The 17,824-nt window shown below is 36.0% G+C and carries 16 protein-coding genes and 1 other annotated feature; of the genes, 13 read left to right on the forward strand and 3 right to left on the reverse strand.

The window, feature by feature from the left end:
- The first annotated feature begins 188 nt into the window (after positions 1 to 188).
- A complete protein-coding gene (locus HMPREF3031_RS06945; RefSeq protein WP_002481238.1) occupies positions 189 to 1,019 on the forward strand; it encodes an alpha/beta fold hydrolase in 831 nt (276 codons plus the stop codon).
- Between the two features lie 176 nt (positions 1,020 to 1,195).
- Positions 1,196 to 2,152 (forward strand): L-lactate dehydrogenase, encoded by a 957-nt coding sequence (locus HMPREF3031_RS06950; RefSeq protein ID WP_002481237.1) that lies wholly within the window; start codon positions 1,196 to 1,198, stop codon positions 2,150 to 2,152.
- A 65-nt stretch (positions 2,153 to 2,217) separates the two neighbouring features.
- Here the strand turns inward: HMPREF3031_RS06950 and HMPREF3031_RS06955 are convergent, their stop codons facing one another.
- Complete coding sequence (locus HMPREF3031_RS06955) at positions 2,218 to 2,775, reverse strand: tRNA 5-(aminomethyl)-2-thiouridylate-methyltransferase MnmM (RefSeq protein ID WP_002481236.1); 558 nt, start codon at positions 2,773 to 2,775, stop codon at positions 2,218 to 2,220.
- Positions 2,772 to 3,734, reverse strand: coding sequence for a tRNA modification radical SAM protein MnmL/YtqA (locus HMPREF3031_RS06960; protein WP_002481235.1), 963 nt, complete (start codon positions 3,732 to 3,734; stop codon positions 2,772 to 2,774). The genes HMPREF3031_RS06955 and HMPREF3031_RS06960 overlap by 4 nt, the downstream gene beginning before the upstream one ends.
- 272 nt (positions 3,735 to 4,006) lie before the next feature.
- On the opposite strand from HMPREF3031_RS06960, the gene HMPREF3031_RS06965 reads away from it, so the two are divergent.
- From HMPREF3031_RS06965 to HMPREF3031_RS06975, 3 genes are all read left to right on the forward strand, one after another.
- The gene (locus tag HMPREF3031_RS06965) at positions 4,007 to 5,185 is read left to right on the forward strand and encodes an MDR family MFS transporter (protein ID WP_002481234.1); all 1,179 of its coding nucleotides are present in this window, start codon (positions 4,007 to 4,009) and stop codon (positions 5,183 to 5,185) included.
- 136 nt (positions 5,186 to 5,321) lie between these two features.
- Positions 5,322 to 5,512 (forward strand) — a binding site (T-box leader).
- Positions 5,513 to 5,563: 51 nt separating this feature from the next.
- Complete coding sequence (gene leuS / locus HMPREF3031_RS06970; RefSeq protein ID WP_002481232.1) at positions 5,564 to 7,978, forward strand: leucine--tRNA ligase; 2,415 nt, start codon at positions 5,564 to 5,566, stop codon at positions 7,976 to 7,978.
- A gap of 20 nt (positions 7,979 to 7,998) precedes the next feature.
- Positions 7,999 to 8,316 (forward strand): rhodanese-like domain-containing protein, encoded by a 318-nt coding sequence (locus tag HMPREF3031_RS06975; protein WP_002481231.1) that lies wholly within the window; start codon positions 7,999 to 8,001, stop codon positions 8,314 to 8,316.
- Between the two features lie 85 nt (positions 8,317 to 8,401).
- Here the strand turns inward: HMPREF3031_RS06975 and HMPREF3031_RS06980 are convergent, their stop codons facing one another.
- The gene (locus HMPREF3031_RS06980) at positions 8,402 to 9,658 is read right to left on the reverse strand and encodes a BaiN/RdsA family NAD(P)/FAD-dependent oxidoreductase (RefSeq protein WP_070724780.1); all 1,257 of its coding nucleotides are present in this window, start codon (positions 9,656 to 9,658) and stop codon (positions 8,402 to 8,404) included.
- 269 nt (positions 9,659 to 9,927) lie between these two features.
- Here HMPREF3031_RS06980 and HMPREF3031_RS06985 point away from each other — a divergent pair, with 269 nt between their 5' ends.
- From HMPREF3031_RS06985 to HMPREF3031_RS07020, 8 genes are all read left to right on the forward strand, one after another.
- Entirely contained in the window at positions 9,928 to 11,562 is a 1,635-nt protein-coding gene (locus HMPREF3031_RS06985; RefSeq protein ID WP_002481228.1) for a putative polysaccharide biosynthesis protein, read from the forward strand.
- Positions 11,562 to 12,257 carry a pseudouridine synthase gene (locus HMPREF3031_RS06990; RefSeq protein ID WP_002481227.1) on the forward strand — a complete coding sequence of 232 codons (696 nt, stop codon included), beginning with the start codon at positions 11,562 to 11,564 and terminating at the stop codon, positions 12,255 to 12,257. Before HMPREF3031_RS06985 ends, HMPREF3031_RS06990 begins: the two co-directional genes overlap by 1 nt.
- 25 nt (positions 12,258 to 12,282) lie before the next feature.
- Positions 12,283 to 12,699 (forward strand): YtxH domain-containing protein, encoded by a 417-nt coding sequence (locus HMPREF3031_RS06995; protein WP_057509789.1) that lies wholly within the window; start codon positions 12,283 to 12,285, stop codon positions 12,697 to 12,699.
- Positions 12,700 to 12,891: 192 nt separating this feature from the next.
- On the forward strand, positions 12,892 to 14,307 hold the full coding sequence (gene pepV / locus HMPREF3031_RS07000; protein WP_002481225.1) for a dipeptidase PepV: 1,416 nt from the start codon (positions 12,892 to 12,894) through the stop codon (positions 14,305 to 14,307).
- Between the two features lie 2 nt (positions 14,308 to 14,309).
- Positions 14,310 to 15,158 (forward strand): D-amino-acid transaminase, encoded by an 849-nt coding sequence (dat, locus tag HMPREF3031_RS07005; RefSeq protein WP_002481224.1) that lies wholly within the window; start codon positions 14,310 to 14,312, stop codon positions 15,156 to 15,158.
- A gap of 266 nt (positions 15,159 to 15,424) precedes the next feature.
- Positions 15,425 to 16,216: a phosphotransferase family protein gene (locus HMPREF3031_RS07010; RefSeq protein WP_023015987.1), complete on the forward strand. Its 792-nt coding sequence runs from the start codon at positions 15,425 to 15,427 to the stop codon at positions 16,214 to 16,216.
- A 13-nt stretch (positions 16,217 to 16,229) separates the two neighbouring features.
- Complete coding sequence (trmB, locus tag HMPREF3031_RS07015; protein WP_002481222.1) at positions 16,230 to 16,868, forward strand: tRNA (guanosine(46)-N7)-methyltransferase TrmB; 639 nt, start codon at positions 16,230 to 16,232, stop codon at positions 16,866 to 16,868.
- 104 nt (positions 16,869 to 16,972) lie between these two features.
- On the forward strand, positions 16,973 to 17,803 hold the full coding sequence (locus tag HMPREF3031_RS07020; RefSeq protein ID WP_061054679.1) for a YtnP family quorum-quenching lactonase: 831 nt from the start codon (positions 16,973 to 16,975) through the stop codon (positions 17,801 to 17,803).
- Positions 17,804 to 17,824: the final 21 nt, after the last annotated feature.

Genomic DNA, 17,824 nt, shown 5'->3' on the forward strand with positions numbered 1-17,824 from the left:
TACAAATATACTTATTTATTTATAAATAACACTAATAGTAAATTATGTAATTGATATGAGAAAAGAACACAATACTAAAAAGGTTATCCTTAATTCAGTTGAGTATATATGTCAGTTCTAAATAGATTTTAATCGGTTCGTTTTGATACAATAATAGTAATTAATTCAGTAGAAGGGTAGTCGTTGATATGTGGAAGTGGGAAACAGAAAGTGAAGCAAAAGGTGTCATAGTTATTGCTCATAATATATTAGAACATACAGGCAGATATGCCTATGTGATTACATCACTCAGACGAAATGGATATCATGTGATTATGGGTGATTTGCCTGGACAAGGCCAAACTTCAAGATCTAATAAAGGTCAAATCGACAACTTTGAAGTTTATCACGAACATATCTTGGAATGGTTGAGAATAGCGAGTGAATATAAATTACCTACATTTTTAATGGGTGTCGGCTTAGGCGGTTTGATTACATTAAATTTAATGGAAAGAACTGAGTTGCCGATTGAAGGTATTATTTTACTTTCGCCATTAGTTGCGTTTAAGACAAATGCTAAAACACGCAAAAATCTATTTACATCTAATATTGGTGCAGGCGTTAAAGATATGCGCTTTAATGTAGGCATTGAACCAGAGCATTTAACAAGAAATGAAGAAGTTATAAGAGAAACTAAAGAAGATGGTTTGATGCTGACAAAAGTATCTTACCATTGGTATAAAGAAGTTGTTCATGTCATGAAAAAGACTTTAGAACATTTAGAAGACATCCAAAGTATCCCAATGTGCTTAATGTATGGGAAAGAAGATCAAATTTTAGACACCGATGCGATTGTAGAAATCAAAAAACGTGTAAAAACAGACGAACTTTATTATAAAGCATGGGAAGGACTCTACCATGAAATTCATAATGAACCAGAGCGTCCGCTAGTCATGCGTTATATCCTTAGTTATTTAAATAACAAAGTCAATGCATTAGGTTTTATACCAAATGACATTGATGATCAAATTGAAATTTAATCAAAAAGGCGCTGTAATAACCTTTACCATTACAGCGTCTTTTGTATTGTCGGTAAATGTTTACAATGTGTAAAATTTCCAAGCATTTCGCATTGATTTTATAGGCTGAAATTGGTATCTTGTATATGTGAAATAAATCACATAGAAGCGATTCTAAATTGGAGAGGGTAAGTAATATGAGTAATGTAAAAGCGAATAAAGTAGTTTTAGTAGGCGATGGTGCAGTAGGTTCTAGTTATGCATTCGCTATGGTAGCACAAGGTGTTGCTGATCAATTAGTAATTATTGATTTAGTAGAAGAAAAAGTAAAAGGCGATGTACTAGACTTAAACCATGGTATGCCTTATGGTGAATCACCATCTATCGTTACAGCAGGTTCATATGCTGATTGTTCAGATGCTGATTTAGTTGTTATCACTGCAGGTGCACCCCAAAAACCTGGTGAAACACGCTTAGATTTAGTAGAAAAAAATACTAAAATCTTCAAATCAATTGTGGGTCAAATTATGGACAGCGGTTTTGATGGTATTTTCTTAATTGCTGCTAACCCAGTAGATGTGCTTACTTATGTCACTAAAAAAGTTTCTGGTTTACCAAAAGAACGTGTTATCGGTTCTGGTACAATTCTAGATACAGCACGTTTCAAATATGAATTAGGTGCAGAATTCGGTGTAGCACCTGAAAGTGTTAATGCTAGCATTATTGGTGAACATGGTGATTCAGAATTAGCAGTATGGTCACAAGCAAGTATTGCAGGTCAAAATTTATATGACATTTTAAATGGTGATCCTGAACGTGCAAAACGTATTGAAGAAATCTTCTTAAATACACGTGATGCAGCTTATGACATCATTAAAGCTAAAGGCGCAACTTATTATGGTATCGCAATGGGCTTATTACACATTTCTAAAGCCATTTTACGTAACCAAAATCTTGTATTAACAGTTTCAAGTTACTTAGAAGGTGAATACGGTCATAAAGATGTTTACATCGGTGTACCAACACTTGTAAACCGTGCAGGTGCAGTGAAAATTTATGAAACACCTTTAAATGAAAGAGAAACTAAAGAGTTTAGCCACTCTGTAGAAGTATTAAAAGAAACAACTAAAAGTGTAGATAAATTATTTAACTAAGTTTAAATACAAAAAGAGCAGCTATCGCATTATGCGGTAACTGCTCTTATTTTTATACTCAGATATTATCTTTTTTCAATCGCGCAAATATAAGGCGGATTATTTTGTTGGTTAATAAAACCGTATTGTAAGACATGTGCTTTTTGTTGATCGAATTGTTGAAGATATTCAAAGACGACATTGCTTTCTATTCGACCTTCAGGATGGCCAGGGTAAATCACAATTACAATAATACCTTCTGGTGCTAACATTTCAAAAAGTGACTCAATGGCTTGTATAGTAGTTTCAGAAGTCGTCACAATATGTTTATCACCTTTAGGCAAGTATCCTAAATTAAAGATTGCCGCATCAATCGGCAAATCTTCTTGTTTGATGTAGCGTGATACATGTTCATGTCCATCTAAGATCAAAGTAGTGTTGTTATAATCTTTTACTTTCTCTCGTGCTGCTTTGATAGCCGCTTCCTGTATATCAAACCCATACACATGCCCCTTTGGAACATGCTGGGCTAAAAATAATGTGTCATGTCCATTGCCGCACGTAGCATCTACTACTGTGCTAGCTTCATTGATGTGAGAGATAATTAATGACTTCGCAAATGGTAAAATACGTTCTACTTTCATGATTGTTCTACTTTCTCTACAGGTTGATAATGTTCACCTTGTGCGGAATGACGACGTGCTAATTCTGCATCAATCGCATTCAGCACTTCCCACTTATTAACACTCCACATTGGTCCAACCATTAAATCAATTGGGCCATCACCTGTAATACGATGAATAATCATTTCAGGTGGTAAGATTTCTAATTGATCACAAACTAAGTTGACATATTCTTCTTGTGACATAAAATTCAACATGCCTTTTTCATATTGCTTTACCATCGGTGTGCCTTTAAGTAAGTGTAATAGATGGATTTTGATACCTTGAACATCCATTTGTGCGACAGTTTTTGCTGTTTCCATCATCATGTCATAATCTTCACCAGGCAAACCATTAATAATATGAGTACACACGTTAATATTATGTTTTCTCAATTTAGCAACACCATCATAATATGTCTGCATATCATGTGCACGGTTGATTAAATCAGAAGTTTCTTGATGTACGGTTTGTAATCCTAATTCCACCCACAAATACGTACGTTTGTTTAAATCGGCTAAGTATTCAACCACATCGTCAGGAAGACAGTCAGGTCTTGTTCCAATGGATAAGCCGACAACACCAGGTTCTTTCAACACAGGTTCAAATTTTTCTTTTAACACTTCGACAGGTGCGTGTGTATTTGTAAAGGCTTGGAAATAAGCAATATATTTACCTTCATGCCATTTTTCATGCATGCGTTCTTTAATTTCTTTAAATTGTACATCAATCGGATCTGCACGATTTCCCGCAAAGTCACCACTTCCTGCAGCTGAGCAGAATGTGCAACCGCCATGTGCAACAGTGCCGTCTCGGTTTGGGCAATCAAAGCCTCCATCTAATGCGACTTTAAATATCTTTTGTCCGAATCTATTTTTTAAATGGTAATTCCATGTATGATAACGTTTATCTTCAAATGCATACGTAAAATATCGACCCATATGACATTTTCCTTTCTTAAATTAATCCATTGTAAGATTTTACCATAAATTGAAGGGACATGTTGAGGAGAAAATCCGAATTAGGTCTTTTATTCATTTGAAAATTATAGTAAGATGATTTGGTTGCAAAATCCAAAATTCAATTCAATATAAATCCTAAACACGTTTCGCTTACAGTTATTTGTCTCTGTTTGCGAAATTTTTATTGGTAAAAATACAGAACGTTTTTGCCTGAGAAAAAGATAAAAAGAATAGAAAGCGGGTGGAACAGTATGAATATGCCTAAATCCATTTGGTGGTTAGTTATTGGTATGGCCATCAATATTATGGGTGCTAGTTTTTTATGGCCTTTAAATACGATTTATATGAGTCAGGAATTAGGGAAGAGTTTGACGACTGCCGGAATGGTTTTAATGATCAACTCTTTAGGTATGGTTGTCGGGAACTTATTAGGTGGCTTTTTCTTTGATAAGCTCGGTGGTTTTATTACGATTATGAGCGGTGCAGTGATTTGTTTATGTGCAACGACATTATTGAATTTCTATCATGGATGGCCTTTATATGCGGTATGGTTAGTCATGTTAGGATTTGGGGGCGGTATCATTATCCCGGCAATTTATGCGATGGCAGGTGCAGTTTGGCCGAATGGTGGACGCCAAACCTTTAATGCTATCTATTTAGCACAAAACTTAGGTGTCGCATTTGGTGCTGCTATTGCTGGGTATGTAGCTGAACTCAGCTTTAATTACATTTTCATCGCAAACTTGTTAATGTATGTCGCATTCTTTATCGTGGCAGTGACACAATTTAATTTACAATATCGTGGTAAAGTTAAAATACCCGATGCAAACCAATGGGCACAAAAGAAATATCGCAAACGTTTTGTGGCTTTGTTATTACTTTGTGTTATGTTTTCAATTTGTTGGATTGCATATATTCAATGGGAAAGTACTATCGCTTCATTCACTCAAGAAATGAATATTTCATTGTCTCAATACAGTGTTCTATGGACAATTAACGGTATTATGATCTTAGTAGCCCAACCTTTAATTTATCCGGTTATTCGCTTACTTAGAGGTAATTTGAAGAAACAGATGTTTGTCGGAATTTGCGTATTCATCGTGTCATTCTTTGTGACAAGCTTTGCGGAGCAATTCTCAGTATTTGTGATTGGGATGATTATTTTAACGCTTGGTGAAATGTTCGTATGGCCAGCCGTTCCAACTATTGCGAATCAATTAGCGCCTGAAGGTAAACAAGGTGCTTATCAAGGTATTGTTAATTCAGCAGCGACGGTCGGTAAAGCATTCGGACCTTTAATCGGCGGTATTTTAGTTGACAGTTTCAATATGCAAGCCATGTTCTTAACGATGATGGGCTTATTGTTTATTTCGATGTTTTTCTTATTTATATATGATAAACGTTTATCACCAGATGAATTTGATGTTTAAACAAGGTATACGTGGTATATCTTGTTTTTCTTTTTATGGATAAGCAGTGACGTAGAAAAACTTCATTTATATATCAATGAGAATAGAAGCGGTGACTAGGAATTTAAGACTTGCATTAAGAGTTAGAATAAAATATAGTTATAAGTGTATATGGAGTAGTAATTTAATGGACTTATCAAGAGAGCTGGTGTTCGGTGCAAACCAGTTAAGTCAATTAAATGAACTTACCAGCGATTATATTAAGAATAATACAGCTCGAGCTATTATGTATGAGGTGCGTAGAAGATACGAATGAAGGTGGTACCGCGGCACAATGTCGTCCTTCATAAGCAAAGCATAATAGTTTGAGTTGTATTTTTTTATTAGGAGGAAAGCAAAGTGAGTTTTAATCATCAAGAAATTGAGAAGAAATGGCAAGATTATTGGGCAGAACACAAAACGTTCAAAACGAACGATAACTTGGGTCAAAAGAAATTTTATGCTTTAGATATGTTCCCGTATCCATCAGGTGCTGGACTTCATGTTGGGCACCCCGAAGGTTATACAGCAACAGATATTATTTCACGTTACAAACGTATGCAAGGGTACAACGTGTTACATCCTATGGGATGGGATGCTTTCGGTTTACCAGCAGAACAATATGCGTTGAATACAGGTAATGATCCACGTGAATTCACTAAAAAGAATATTCAAACGTTTAAACGCCAAATTCAAGAATTAGGTTTCAGTTATGACTGGGATAGAGAATTAAGCACAACAGATCCTGACTATTATAAATGGACACAATGGGTATTCATCCAACTGTTCAATAAAGGTTTAGCTTATGTTGATGAAGTAGCTGTGAACTGGTGTCCTGAGCTTAAAGCAGTTTTATCTAACGAAGAAGTTGTAGATGGCGTTTCAGAACGTGGTGGCTTCCCAGTATATCGTCGTCCTATGCGTCAATGGGTACTTCGTATTACAGAATATGCAGACCGTTTATTAGAAGACTTAGAAGATTTAGATTGGCCTGAATCAATTAAAGATATGCAACGTAACTGGATTGGTCGTTCTGAAGGGGCAAAAGTTACGTTTGAAGTTGAAAATCATGGCGGTAAAATTGATGTGTTTACGACACGTCCGGACACTATTTATGGTGCGACTTTCGCAGTATTAAGTCCAGAACATGAGTTAGTCTCTCAAATTACAACAGAAGATCATAAAGCAGAAGTGGAAAAATACCAAAAAGATGCTTCTATGAAATCTGATTTGGAACGTACAGATTTAGCAAAAGACAAAACAGGTGTATTCACTGGTGCTTATGCGATTAATCCATTATCTGGTGAAAAATTACCAATCTGGATTGCGGACTATGTCTTATCATCTTATGGTACAGGAGCTGTGATGGCTGTTCCTGCGCATGATGAACGTGACTATGAATTCGCACAAAAATTTGATTTGCCAATCAAAGAAGTTATTGAAGGCGGAGATATTTCAGAAGCGGCATACACTGGCGATGGTCCACATGTAAATTCTGGTGCTTTAGATGGCTTGCATAATGCTGAAGCCATTACAAAAGCAATTGAATTGTTAGAAGAAAAAGGTGCCGGCGAGAAAAAAGTCAACTATAAGCTTCGTGACTGGTTATTCAGCCGTCAACGCTATTGGGGTGAACCTATTCCAATTATTCATTGGGAAGATGGCACTATGACAACTGTTCCGACTGATGAATTACCATTATTATTACCAGAAACTGATTCTATCGAACCTTCTGGTACTGGTGAATCTCCACTTGCGAATATTGATGAATTCGTAAACGTTGTAGATCCAGAAACTGGTATGAAGGGTCGTCGTGAAACGAATACGATGCCACAATGGGCAGGCAGTTGCTGGTACTACTTACGCTATATTGATCCGCATAACGATGAAATGTTAGCAGATCCAGAAAAATTAAAACATTGGTTACCGGTTGATTTATATATCGGTGGTGTAGAACACGCTGTACTTCACTTACTCTATGCAAGATTCTGGCATAAAGTACTTTATGATTTAGGCGTTGTACCAACGAAAGAACCATTCCAAAAATTATTCAACCAAGGTATGATCTTAGGTGAAGGTAACGAAAAAATGAGTAAATCTCGTGGTAACGTTGTAAACCCTGATGATATCATCCGTTCTCACGGTGCTGATACATTACGTTTATACGAAATGTTTATGGGACCTTTAGATGCGGCTATCGCTTGGAGTGAAAAAGGTTTAGATGGTTCAAGACGTTTCTTAGACCGTGTATGGAGATTGTTTGTAAATGAGGATGGTTCATTATCTTCTAAGATTGTAGATACTGATGATAAGTCACTTCAAAAAGTTTATAACCAAACTGTTAAAAAGGTGACAGAAGACTTTGATACATTGAACTTCAACACAGCAATCAGTCAATTGATGGTCTTCATCAATGAAGGTTATAAAGCTGATCAATTATACAAACCATATGTTGAAGGTTTCGTTAAAATGTTATCACCAATTGCACCACACTTAGGTGAAGAACTATGGGCTAAATTAGGTCATGATGAGACAATCAGTTACCAACCTTGGCCAGATTTCGATGAAGCATTGTTAGTAGATGACGAAGTTGAAATCGTTGTCCAAGTTAATGGCAAAGTAAGAGCAAAAGTCTTCATTCCAAAAGATGCGTCAAAAGAAGAAATGGAAGATATTGCGTTACACAATGAGAATGTTAAATTAGATATAGGGGATAAAGACATCAAGAAAGTCATCGCAGTTCCGCAAAAATTAGTTAATATTGTAGCTAAATAATAAAGGAGGATGATTAAGTTATGGAATCAATCACAACTGATGAATTGAAAAAGAAAATGTTCGATAATGAACCAATTCATATCGTTGATGTCCGAGAAAACGAAGAAACAGCGAAAGGTATTATTCCAGGAGCAACAACTATTCCAATGAATGAAATTCCTGATAACCTTAATGAATTCAATGAGAACGATACGTATTACATTATCTGTGCTGCAGGTGTTCGCAGTGCGAATGTAGTGAATTACTTGAAAGAACAAAACCCTAATATTCATGCGGTTAATGTAGAAGGCGGTATGAAAGCTTGGGGCGATGAAGGTTTAGAAATTAATAGTATCTAATTGAATGATAATAGCCGAAACTGGTCGTAAAATTACGATGCAGTTTCGGCTATTTTTCATTTTGTTGATTAAATTATGTGGAAAACTATTCAAACTGTCCGGCATTGATACCTGATACACGGCCTGTAACCAATGCGCTTGTAATATTGTAACCGCCAGTATAACCATGAATATCTAAAACTTCACCGCATAAAAATAGGCCAGGTGTAATTTTTGACATCATTGTATGCGGTTCAATTTCTTTAATAGAAACACCGCCACCTGTCACAAATGCTTTTTCAATAGGTAACGTACCATTCACTGTAAATGTAAAACCTTTGAACAGTTGTGCAAGCGTCAGGATTTGTTGGTTGGAAATATGATGACCTGTAGTGTCTTCAGCTACACCAGCTTGTTCTAGTATAAAGTTGAGATAGCGTTCTTCAATAATCCCACGCAGACTGTTTTTAACAAGTTTATCTGGTGTTTCTTTAATTAAAGATTTGATACGCGCTTGAACCTCATTTTCTTTTTCGTCAGGGAACACATCTAATTGCATTCGAATGTCTTGTTTCTTTTGAGATTTTTGTTCTTTGTAGACGAATTGGCTGCATCGTAATGCGGCTGGGCCACTGATTCCAAAATGAGTGAAAATCATATCCATTTGATGTGTGATACGCGGTTTGCCATTTTTTCTAAGCACTGATAATGCGACATCTTTTAAACTCAATCCTTTTAGAGTCTTCCTGATAATAAAAGGTTCTTTAGAAGTAATTGGGACTTCAGTAGGGAAGAGTTCAGTTATTGTATGACCGAGAGACTCAGCAAACGTATAGCCATCTCCAGTTGATCCTGTTTGCGGAACACTTGTCCCACCCGTCGCAATAACAACGGTCTTACTATGATAAACTTGATCATTTTGATCTGTCACAATAAAATGGCCGTCCTCATCTAGCTTAATATGTTTGACTGCAGTTTCTTCTTTAATTTCAACATTATTATTTTTGAGTTCTTGAACTAAAGTATCTACGATGTCTTGAGCACGGTTAGAAACCGGGAACATTCTGCCGTGATCTTCTTCTTTAAGTTTCACACCGCGAGATTCGAAGAACTCAATAATGGATTCGTTATCAAAGACTGAAAAAGGACTGTATAAGAATTTTCCGTTACCTGGAATGTGGCGAATAATTTCATCATAGGGCAGTCGATTTGTGACATTACATCGTCCGCCGCCTGAAATTTTTAATTTTCTGCCGAGTCCTTTTTTCTTTTCTATTAATAATACTTTTTGTTTGTTTTGACTTGCGGCTGCTGCAGACATTAAACCACTGGGTCCGCCGCCGATAATAATCGATTGATACATATAATCGGTACGCGCTGAAATGTATATGCGCGTCTGCCTCCTTTAAATTTGATTTCTGTATAGTATTTAGGTTATTGTGAAAGCTTAGGTGAGTCATTTGCTTGTTTTGCAGTGCCTGCGATATATTTCTCTGACACTGTTGTGAAATTATTTATATAATCTTTCCTGTTAACACTATTTTAAGCTATAATACTAATGAAAAAAAGTAACTGCTGACAATTGTTGGTAGTAGGATAAGATTAAAATTATTTTCAGATAGGAAGATTGTAATGAATGAAAGTCAAGAATTAGTAAGAGGGACCTTTCTTCTAACGGTAAGTATTTTAATAACTAAAATACTAGGTGTGCTATTTATCATTCCGTTTTATGCCATTATCGGCGGAGAAGAAAACTTGGCCCCGTTCAACTATGCATATGCACCTTATAATATTGCGATTGCGGTAGCAACTGCTGGTGTGCCATTGGCCGCATCAAAATATGTTGCGAAATATAATGCAATCGGTGCATATCATGTCAGTCAAAAGTTATATCGATCAAGTTTTATCGTTATGTCAATCAGCGGTGTTATCGGTTTTATTATTTTATATGCATTATCACCATTGATTGCCAATGTGACACTTGCGCATAAATCAAACATAGAGGGCGGCTGGACTGTCGAAGACATCACGTGGATTATTCGTATTATCAGTACAGTTGTTATCTTCATTCCGTTACTTGCAACTTGGCGAGGTGTGTTCCAAGGATTTAAATCTATGGGACCTACAGCTGTTTCTGAAGTAACTGAACAAGTTGCACGTATTATTTTCATTTTAGGCGGCAGTTATGTCGTGTTAAATGTGATGGGTGGATCAGTATTGATGGCGAATGGTGTCGCTACGTTCGCGGCAGCAATCGGTGCTATCGTCGGTATCTTTACGCTATGGTATTACTGGCGTAAGCGTAAACCGCATATTGATAAAATGGTAGCGTCTGATACTACTGGTTTAGATGTACCATATTCAAAAATGTATAAAGAAATTATTTCTTATAGTATCCCGTTTGTCATTGTGAGTTTGAACTTCCCATTATTCAATATTGTAGACCAATTAACACATAACAATGCGTTAGGTATGGCAGGAGTACCGCAACAATTGCATGACTACTTCTTTACAATCTTGAATATGACAACAAATAAAATTGTGATGATACCAACATCTTTAGCTGCTGGTTTCGCGATTAGTTTAATCCCTTATATCACTAAAACTTATGAGTCGGGGGAATTATCAGAAATGCATCGTCAAATCAGAACATCATTAGGTGTATTGATGTTCATCACAGTTCCAGCAAGTTTAGGTATTATGGCTTTAGCAGCACCGTTATATACAGTGTTCTATAGCAGTAACTTTGACGGAAGTCGTTTATTATTCTTCTACGCACCCGTCGCGATGCTGATTTCTTTATTAAGTATTACAGCATCAATGCTGCAAGGAATTGATAAACAGAAATTGACAGTGTTTGTTATATTAGCAGCAGTCGTCGTTAAGGTTGTCTTGAACTTCCCATTAATTGTCGCATTCCATACAGCAGGTGCGGTATTAAGTACAGGTATCGCATTATTGTTTGCGAACATATGTAACTTTTATATTTTGAAAAAGTATGCTAAGTTTACATTTACAGAAACTTGGATACAGTTTGCGAAAATCTTTATCTATGGCTTTATCATGATGCTTTGTGTTGAAGCAGCATATTGGGTAATGCAACTGATTGTGTCACCGCAAACTAAAATCGGAAGTCTGATTATCTTAATTGTGGGGGTTGTTATCGGCATGGTTGTTTATGGCGGTATCACGCTGAAAACAAGACTTGCTGACCAATTTTTAGGTGAATTGCCAAGCAAGTTACGTAGAAAGTTGAGAATCTCATAATGCGATTGGATAAATTTTTATCGAACATGGGTGTCGGAACACGCAGTGAGGTAAAACAATTGCTTAAACAGAACGCTGTTGAAGTGAATAACAAAAAAGAAAAACAAAGCAAACGACAAATTGATCCGAATTCAGATATCATTACAGTCAATGGAGAACAAATAACTTATATTGATAAGATTTATCTGATGCTCAATAAACCTGAAGGCTATGTGTCTGCTGTAGAGGATGCAGAACACTTAACGGTTATTGGATTAATTGAAGACTACCAATATTTAGACATATTTCCGGTAGGTCGTCTTGATAAAGATACTGAAGGCTTATTATTGATTACGAATGATGGGCAATTTAATCATGATGTAATGAGTCCGAATAAACACGTATCGAAAATATATCGTGTTGAAGCAGCACTGCCTGTAACAGAGGAAGATGTACAAAAGTTTGAACAAGGTATTGAATTATCAGATGGACCGGTTAAACCTGCAAAGCTTGAACTAACGGAAAATCCAAGGATTGTGTACGTTACAATTCAAGAAGGACGTTACCACCAAGTAAAAAGGATGTTTCACGCAATTGAAAATGAGGTAACTAAATTAAAGCGAGTTCAAATCGGAAGCTTAAAACTAGATGATAATCTGTCAAAAGGTGCATATCGTACTTTGACGGAAGCAGAATTAGAACTAGTGAAAAACTAATTTCTTAAAGGACAAGGTGATTATTATGGCAAAATCAAGTAACTTTTTTAAAGCAGTACTAGGTATTGGTGCAGCAACTGCAGCAGTATTATTATCAAGAAAAGAAAGCAGAGATCGTCTAAAACAAGAGTATGATAAATACAAAGAAAATCCAGAATCATACAAAGAAAATGCTAAAGAATTAGCAAATCAAGTTGCGTCTAAAGCAACTGAAACGTTCAACGAAGTAAAACAAGATCCTAAAGGCTATGCTGAAAAAGTAAAACAAGACCCTAAAGGTTTCTTACAAGAGCAAAAAGCTCGCTTCTCTAATTCAGAAGATGCAGCATCACCAACTTTAGATGATGTTAAACAATCTGATGAAGCACAAAATAATATCAGAATTGTGACTGAAGAAGATTTAAAACAAAATGACAATAAAGGTTCAAACGATACTAAATAATAGCAATTGAACTTTCAGTACCTTAGCGAATAGCTAAGGTATTTTTTTATTTAAAAATTTCATTCTGAGATGACTGTGATGGCAACATTTTGAGATTAAGTCAGAAAATTAAGTAGGTTCCCACTGTTGTTTAAGAATCAGTTAGGGTAAAATATAGAGTGAACTAAAATTTGAGAAGGAAGTTGATCACGAATGTGGAAAGAAAAAGTGCAAGAATACCAAGATCAAATTATTGCTGATTTAAACGGCTTACTTTCAATTGAAAGTGTCAGAGATGATAGCAAAGCTACACCTGATGCACCGCTAGGTCCAGGTCCTAGAGCTGCGCTTGATTATATGTATCAAATTGCAGAACGTGACGGATTTAATGTCCACGATGTCGATCATGTTGCAGGAAGAATTGAAGCAGGTAAAGGTGAAGACTTATTCGGCATTCTTTGTCATGTTGACGTGGTACCTGCAGGTGAAGGTTGGGATACACCACCGTTTGAACCGACTGTAACTGAAGATGCCATTATTGCACGTGGTACATTGGATGATAAAGGTCCAACAATTGCTGCGTACTATGCGGTTAAAATCTTAAATGAAATGAATGTAGACTGGAAAAAACGTGTACACATTATCATTGGTACAGATGAAGAATCAGACTGGACTTGTGTAGATCGTTATTTCAAAACAGAAGAAATGCCTGAACTAGGCTTTGCACCTGATGCAGAATTCCCTGCAATCCATGGTGAAAAAGGTATTACAACATTCGATATTGAATTAGCTGGCGAAGCAAAAGATTCTACTGATACAAATTCAGAAGTTACACTATTATCATTTGAATCTGGACAACGCTACAACATGGTTCCAGATGAAGCAGTTGCACATCTCAAAGTTAAAAATAACAATTCAGAAGTAACAGAACGTTACCAACAATATCTAGAAGCACATGAACTTGTAGGTAACAGTGAATTAGAAGACGATAAGCTGGTTTTACGATTAAAAGGTAAAGCGGTCCATGGTATGGACCCATCTATCGGTTTAAATGCCGGCTTGTTCTTACTCCACTTCTTACGTGGATTAGAATTAGATACTCAAGCAGCTAAATTCGTTGATTTAAGTGAACGTTACTTATTCGAATCTCACTTCGGTGAAAAAATGGGTATGAAATTCCATACTGATAAAATGGGAGACTTAACAACAAATATCGGTATTATTTCATATACATTGCCTGAAGGCGGAAGATTCGGTGTGAACTTACGTTATCCAGAGGGATTTGAATTTGATGAAGCAATTGAAGGATTCAAGCATGAAGTGAATGATTTAGGATTCGAACTTAAACTTGGGAAAGTTCAACGTCCGCACTATGTAGATAAAGAAGATCCATTTGTACAATCATTAGTTCAAGCTTATCGTAATCAAACAGGTGACATGACTGAGCCTTATACAATTGGCGGAGGTACTTATGCACGTAATCTAGATAAAGGCGTAGCATTCGGAGCAATGTTCAGCGACTCAGAGGACTTAATGCATCAAAGAAATGAATATATTACGAAAAAACAACTTTTCAATGCTACTAGCATTTATTTAGAAGCGCTATACGCATTATGTGTGGAGGAATGAGTATGACAAACAAGGTATTTTTGAACGGCCAATTTGTAGATGAACAGGATGCAAATGTACCATACAATGACAGAGGTTATAACTTTGGTGACGGTATTTATGAATACATTCGTATTTATGACAATACATTATTTACTGTAAAAGAACACTTTGAAAGATTTTTACGAAGTGCGTCAGAATTAAATATTGATTTAGATGAAACAATAGAATCACTAACTGACAAAGTAAAAAAACTTGCAGAAGTAAATAATGTTGAAAATGGTGGGGTGTATATCCAAGTTACTCGTGGTGCAGCACCACGAGATCATGCATTCCCTGGACCAGATGTTAAACCTCAGATGATGGCATTTACAAGAAGCTACGGCAGACCTGTGCAAAAACTAGAAAATGGTATCAATGCTGTTACTGTAGAAGATATTCGTTGGTTAAGATGTGATATCAAAAGCTTAAATTTATTAGGCAACGTGCTTGCGAAAGAATACGCTGTGAAATATAACGCTGATGAAGCAATCCAACATCGTGGCGAAACAGTTACTGAAGGAGCGTCAAGTAACGTTTACGCAATTAAAGACGGTGTTGTTTATACACATCCTACGAATAATTATATTTTGAATGGTATTACGAGACGAGTTATTAAAGCAGTTGCTGAAGAACAAGAAATCCCATTTAAAGAAGAAACGTTTACAGTGGATTTCTTAAAACAAGCAGATGAAATTATTGTCTCTAGTACGTCTGTTGAAGTGATGCCTGTAATTAAATTGGATGGTGAAGCGGTCGGCAATGGTGAAGTCGGTCCAATTACTCGCCAATTACAAAAAGGCTTCGAACAAAAAATTGAGGAAAGTCATTAATTGCATGATTTTCTCCAACTTACCTTGAAAATGTGTTATAATTTTATTTTGTCGCTACTGAAAATTTAATTATTTTCAATAGCTTTCTAGAAAGTAAAATGTGTCTTTTTGTTTCTCATTTTTGGTTGAAAACCAAGGTTAAAAATTATAAAATTAACAATGAGTGCTAAGGACGTAAAAGTATTAAACTTTTTAAAGAAATATAAAATATGGCTCTTGAAATACACTTCTAGAGCCATTTTCTAATTGAAAGCGAGGTGAACGTGTTGGAGCAGTTCTATCAGTTAGGATGGACTTTAGATTCTGCTGGAGGCGCATCCGGAGAGGCTTATATGGCCGAACAAGATGGTCAAAAGCTATTTTTGAAAAGAAATTCCAATCCATTTATAGCGGCATTATCAGCTGAAGGTATTGTCCCTAAATTAGTTTGGACAAAACGAATAGAAACAGGGGAAGTTGTCACAGCGCAACATTGGAAAAATGGCAGAGAATTAACTTTCGAAGAAATGACTCAGACAAGAGTGGCTAAGTTATTGAAAAAAATTCATAGCTCAAAAACATTATTGACCATGTTGAAAAGAATGGAAATGGAACCTATTACACCAGATATTCTATACAATAAAATCAATACCTCGCTTTCCAGACAGGTACTGACGCACCATGTAGTCAGAAAAGCCTTGACGTATCTTGAAGAGCATAAACCTCATTTGGACCCTCGCTTTTATACAGTCGTTCATGGAGATGTAAATCATAATAATTGGTTGCTATCTGATCGTGATGAACTTTATTTAGTCGACTGGGAAGGTGCAATGTTAGCAGATCCTGCCATCGATATCGGAATGCTGCTTTACAATTACGTTCCTCAAAATGAGTGGTCAGAATGGCTTGAAAAATATGGTTGCAAAGAATCATTAGATTTAAGTAAAAGAATGAAATGGTATACCGTTATTCAAGCGATTGGTCTTGTAGAGTGGTCTGAAGAACAGAAACGTTATAAAGATATGAATATATGGCTGAAATTTTTAAATGAAGTGATGAACAGCAACGTATTTATTTGAGGAGAATAAGCAAATGAGATTAAGAAATAAACCTTGGGCAGAGGATTATTTGCGCAAACATAATACAGTTGTAGATATGGATGGAACGCATGCTGGCGAGATGTCAGCATGGTTCGATAAATCACAACCGATTTATATTGAAGTCGGTTCTGGAATGGGGCAGTTTATTACAGAACTCGCTGCACAACATCCTGAAGTCAACTTTGTCTCTTTAGAAAGAGATAAAAACGTGATGATTCGTGTGTTAGATAAAGTGTTGGAAAAGGATTTGCAGAATATCAAACTAATTTGTAATGATGCAATGGAATTAACTGATTACTTTAAACCTGGCGAAATTGATCGTGTTTATTTAAATTTTTCTGATCCATGGCCGAAAAAACGACATGCGAAGCGAAGACTAACGTATCACACGTTCCTTGCATTATATAAAACGATTTTGAAAGAAGATGGAGAAATCCATTTCAAGACTGATAATCGAGGATTATTTGCTTATAGTTTAGAAAGTATGTCTCAGTTTGGTATGTATTTTACTAAGATTAATCTCAATCTTCATGATGAAGATGATGAGGATAATATTGAAACTGAATATGAAAGAAAGTTTGCGGATAAAGGTTCACGTATTTACCGAATGGAAGCAAAGTTTCATCATTAATCACTGCATTCAATCGAATGCAGTTTTTTTGCGTTTCTAAAGTTTGAAAATATGTCTATATCAACCTATACTTAGTTATATATCTGAACGTTAGGGTGAGGCTTTTGAAACTAGGAAAATTTAAAATCCATGATTTGAACGGTGGTATGACGCACATGGACGGAGGCACAATGTTCGGCCCAGTTCCGAAACCCTTATGGGATAGAAAAATATCAGCAAATGAAAAGAACCAAGTACCCATGAGTGTATCTCCGATTTTAGTTCAAACAGAAGAACACAATATCTTGATTGATACAGGTTTAGGTGAAGGCAAGCTTACTGAAAAACAAAAACGTAACTTTGGTGTTGAAAATGAAGGGTTAATTGAAGAAGGGCTGCAAAAGCTCGGTTTAACATCAGAGGACATTGATATTGTCTTGATGACCCATATGCATTATGATCACGCTTCAGGTTTATCTGATGTAGAAGGTCATGCGAAATTCCCTAATGCAGTTCATTATATACAACAAGATGAATGGCATGAATTTTTAGCACCTAATCTACGCAGTAAAGCAACATATTGGCCTGAACTTAATCTCGGTGATTATCAAAAGCATTTAATTTTATTTGAAAATGAGATTGAGGTTGTGCCAGGTGTTCATATGTATCATACGGGTGGCCATAGTTTTGGACACAGTATAATTACTATTGAAAGTGATGGAGAAAAAGCAGTCCATATGGCAGATATTTTTCCTTCACATGCGCATATGAACCCATTATGGGTAACATCATATGATGATTATCCAATGCAATCAATCAGAGAGAAAGAAAGATGGCTGCCTTGGTTGATTATGCAGGATTATTGGTTCTTGTTTTATCATGATGCGTCATACTTTGCGCTTAAATTTGATAAAGAAGATCATTCTATCAAAGCAGAAATAAAAAGAAATCAATAACTTAAAACAAATGCAACAAAA

The sequence above is a fragment of the Staphylococcus sp. HMSC072B07 genome (assembly GCF_001815505.1).
Taxonomy (GTDB): Bacteria; Bacillota; Bacilli; order Staphylococcales; family Staphylococcaceae; genus Staphylococcus; species Staphylococcus simulans.

What these genes read in the sequence shown, in the direction of transcription:
- pepV (WP_002481225.1), top strand. Translation starts at nt 12,892, where the DNA reads ATGTGGAAAGAAAAAGTGCAAGAATACCAAGATCAAATTATTGCTGAT.
- HMPREF3031_RS06955 (WP_002481236.1), bottom strand. Translation starts at nt 2,775, where the DNA reads ATGAAAGTAGAACGTATTTTACCATTTGCGAAGTCATTAATTATCTCT.
- HMPREF3031_RS06995 (WP_057509789.1), top strand. Translation starts at nt 12,283, where the DNA reads ATGGCAAAATCAAGTAACTTTTTTAAAGCAGTACTAGGTATTGGTGCA.
- HMPREF3031_RS06950 (WP_002481237.1), top strand. Translation starts at nt 1,196, where the DNA reads ATGAGTAATGTAAAAGCGAATAAAGTAGTTTTAGTAGGCGATGGTGCA.
- HMPREF3031_RS06980 (WP_070724780.1), bottom strand. Translation starts at nt 9,658, where the DNA reads ATGTATCAATCGATTATTATCGGCGGCGGACCCAGTGGTTTAATGTCT.
- HMPREF3031_RS06960 (WP_002481235.1), bottom strand. Translation starts at nt 3,734, where the DNA reads ATGGGTCGATATTTTACGTATGCATTTGAAGATAAACGTTATCATACA.
- HMPREF3031_RS06990 (WP_002481227.1), top strand. Translation starts at nt 11,562, where the DNA reads ATGCGATTGGATAAATTTTTATCGAACATGGGTGTCGGAACACGCAGT.
- HMPREF3031_RS06945 (WP_002481238.1), top strand. Translation starts at nt 189, where the DNA reads ATGTGGAAGTGGGAAACAGAAAGTGAAGCAAAAGGTGTCATAGTTATT.
- HMPREF3031_RS06985 (WP_002481228.1), top strand. Translation starts at nt 9,928, where the DNA reads ATGAATGAAAGTCAAGAATTAGTAAGAGGGACCTTTCTTCTAACGGTA.
- trmB (WP_002481222.1), top strand. Translation starts at nt 16,230, where the DNA reads ATGAGATTAAGAAATAAACCTTGGGCAGAGGATTATTTGCGCAAACAT.
- HMPREF3031_RS06965 (WP_002481234.1), top strand. Translation starts at nt 4,007, where the DNA reads ATGAATATGCCTAAATCCATTTGGTGGTTAGTTATTGGTATGGCCATC.
- dat (WP_002481224.1), top strand. Translation starts at nt 14,310, where the DNA reads ATGACAAACAAGGTATTTTTGAACGGCCAATTTGTAGATGAACAGGAT.
- HMPREF3031_RS06975 (WP_002481231.1), top strand. Translation starts at nt 7,999, where the DNA reads ATGGAATCAATCACAACTGATGAATTGAAAAAGAAAATGTTCGATAAT.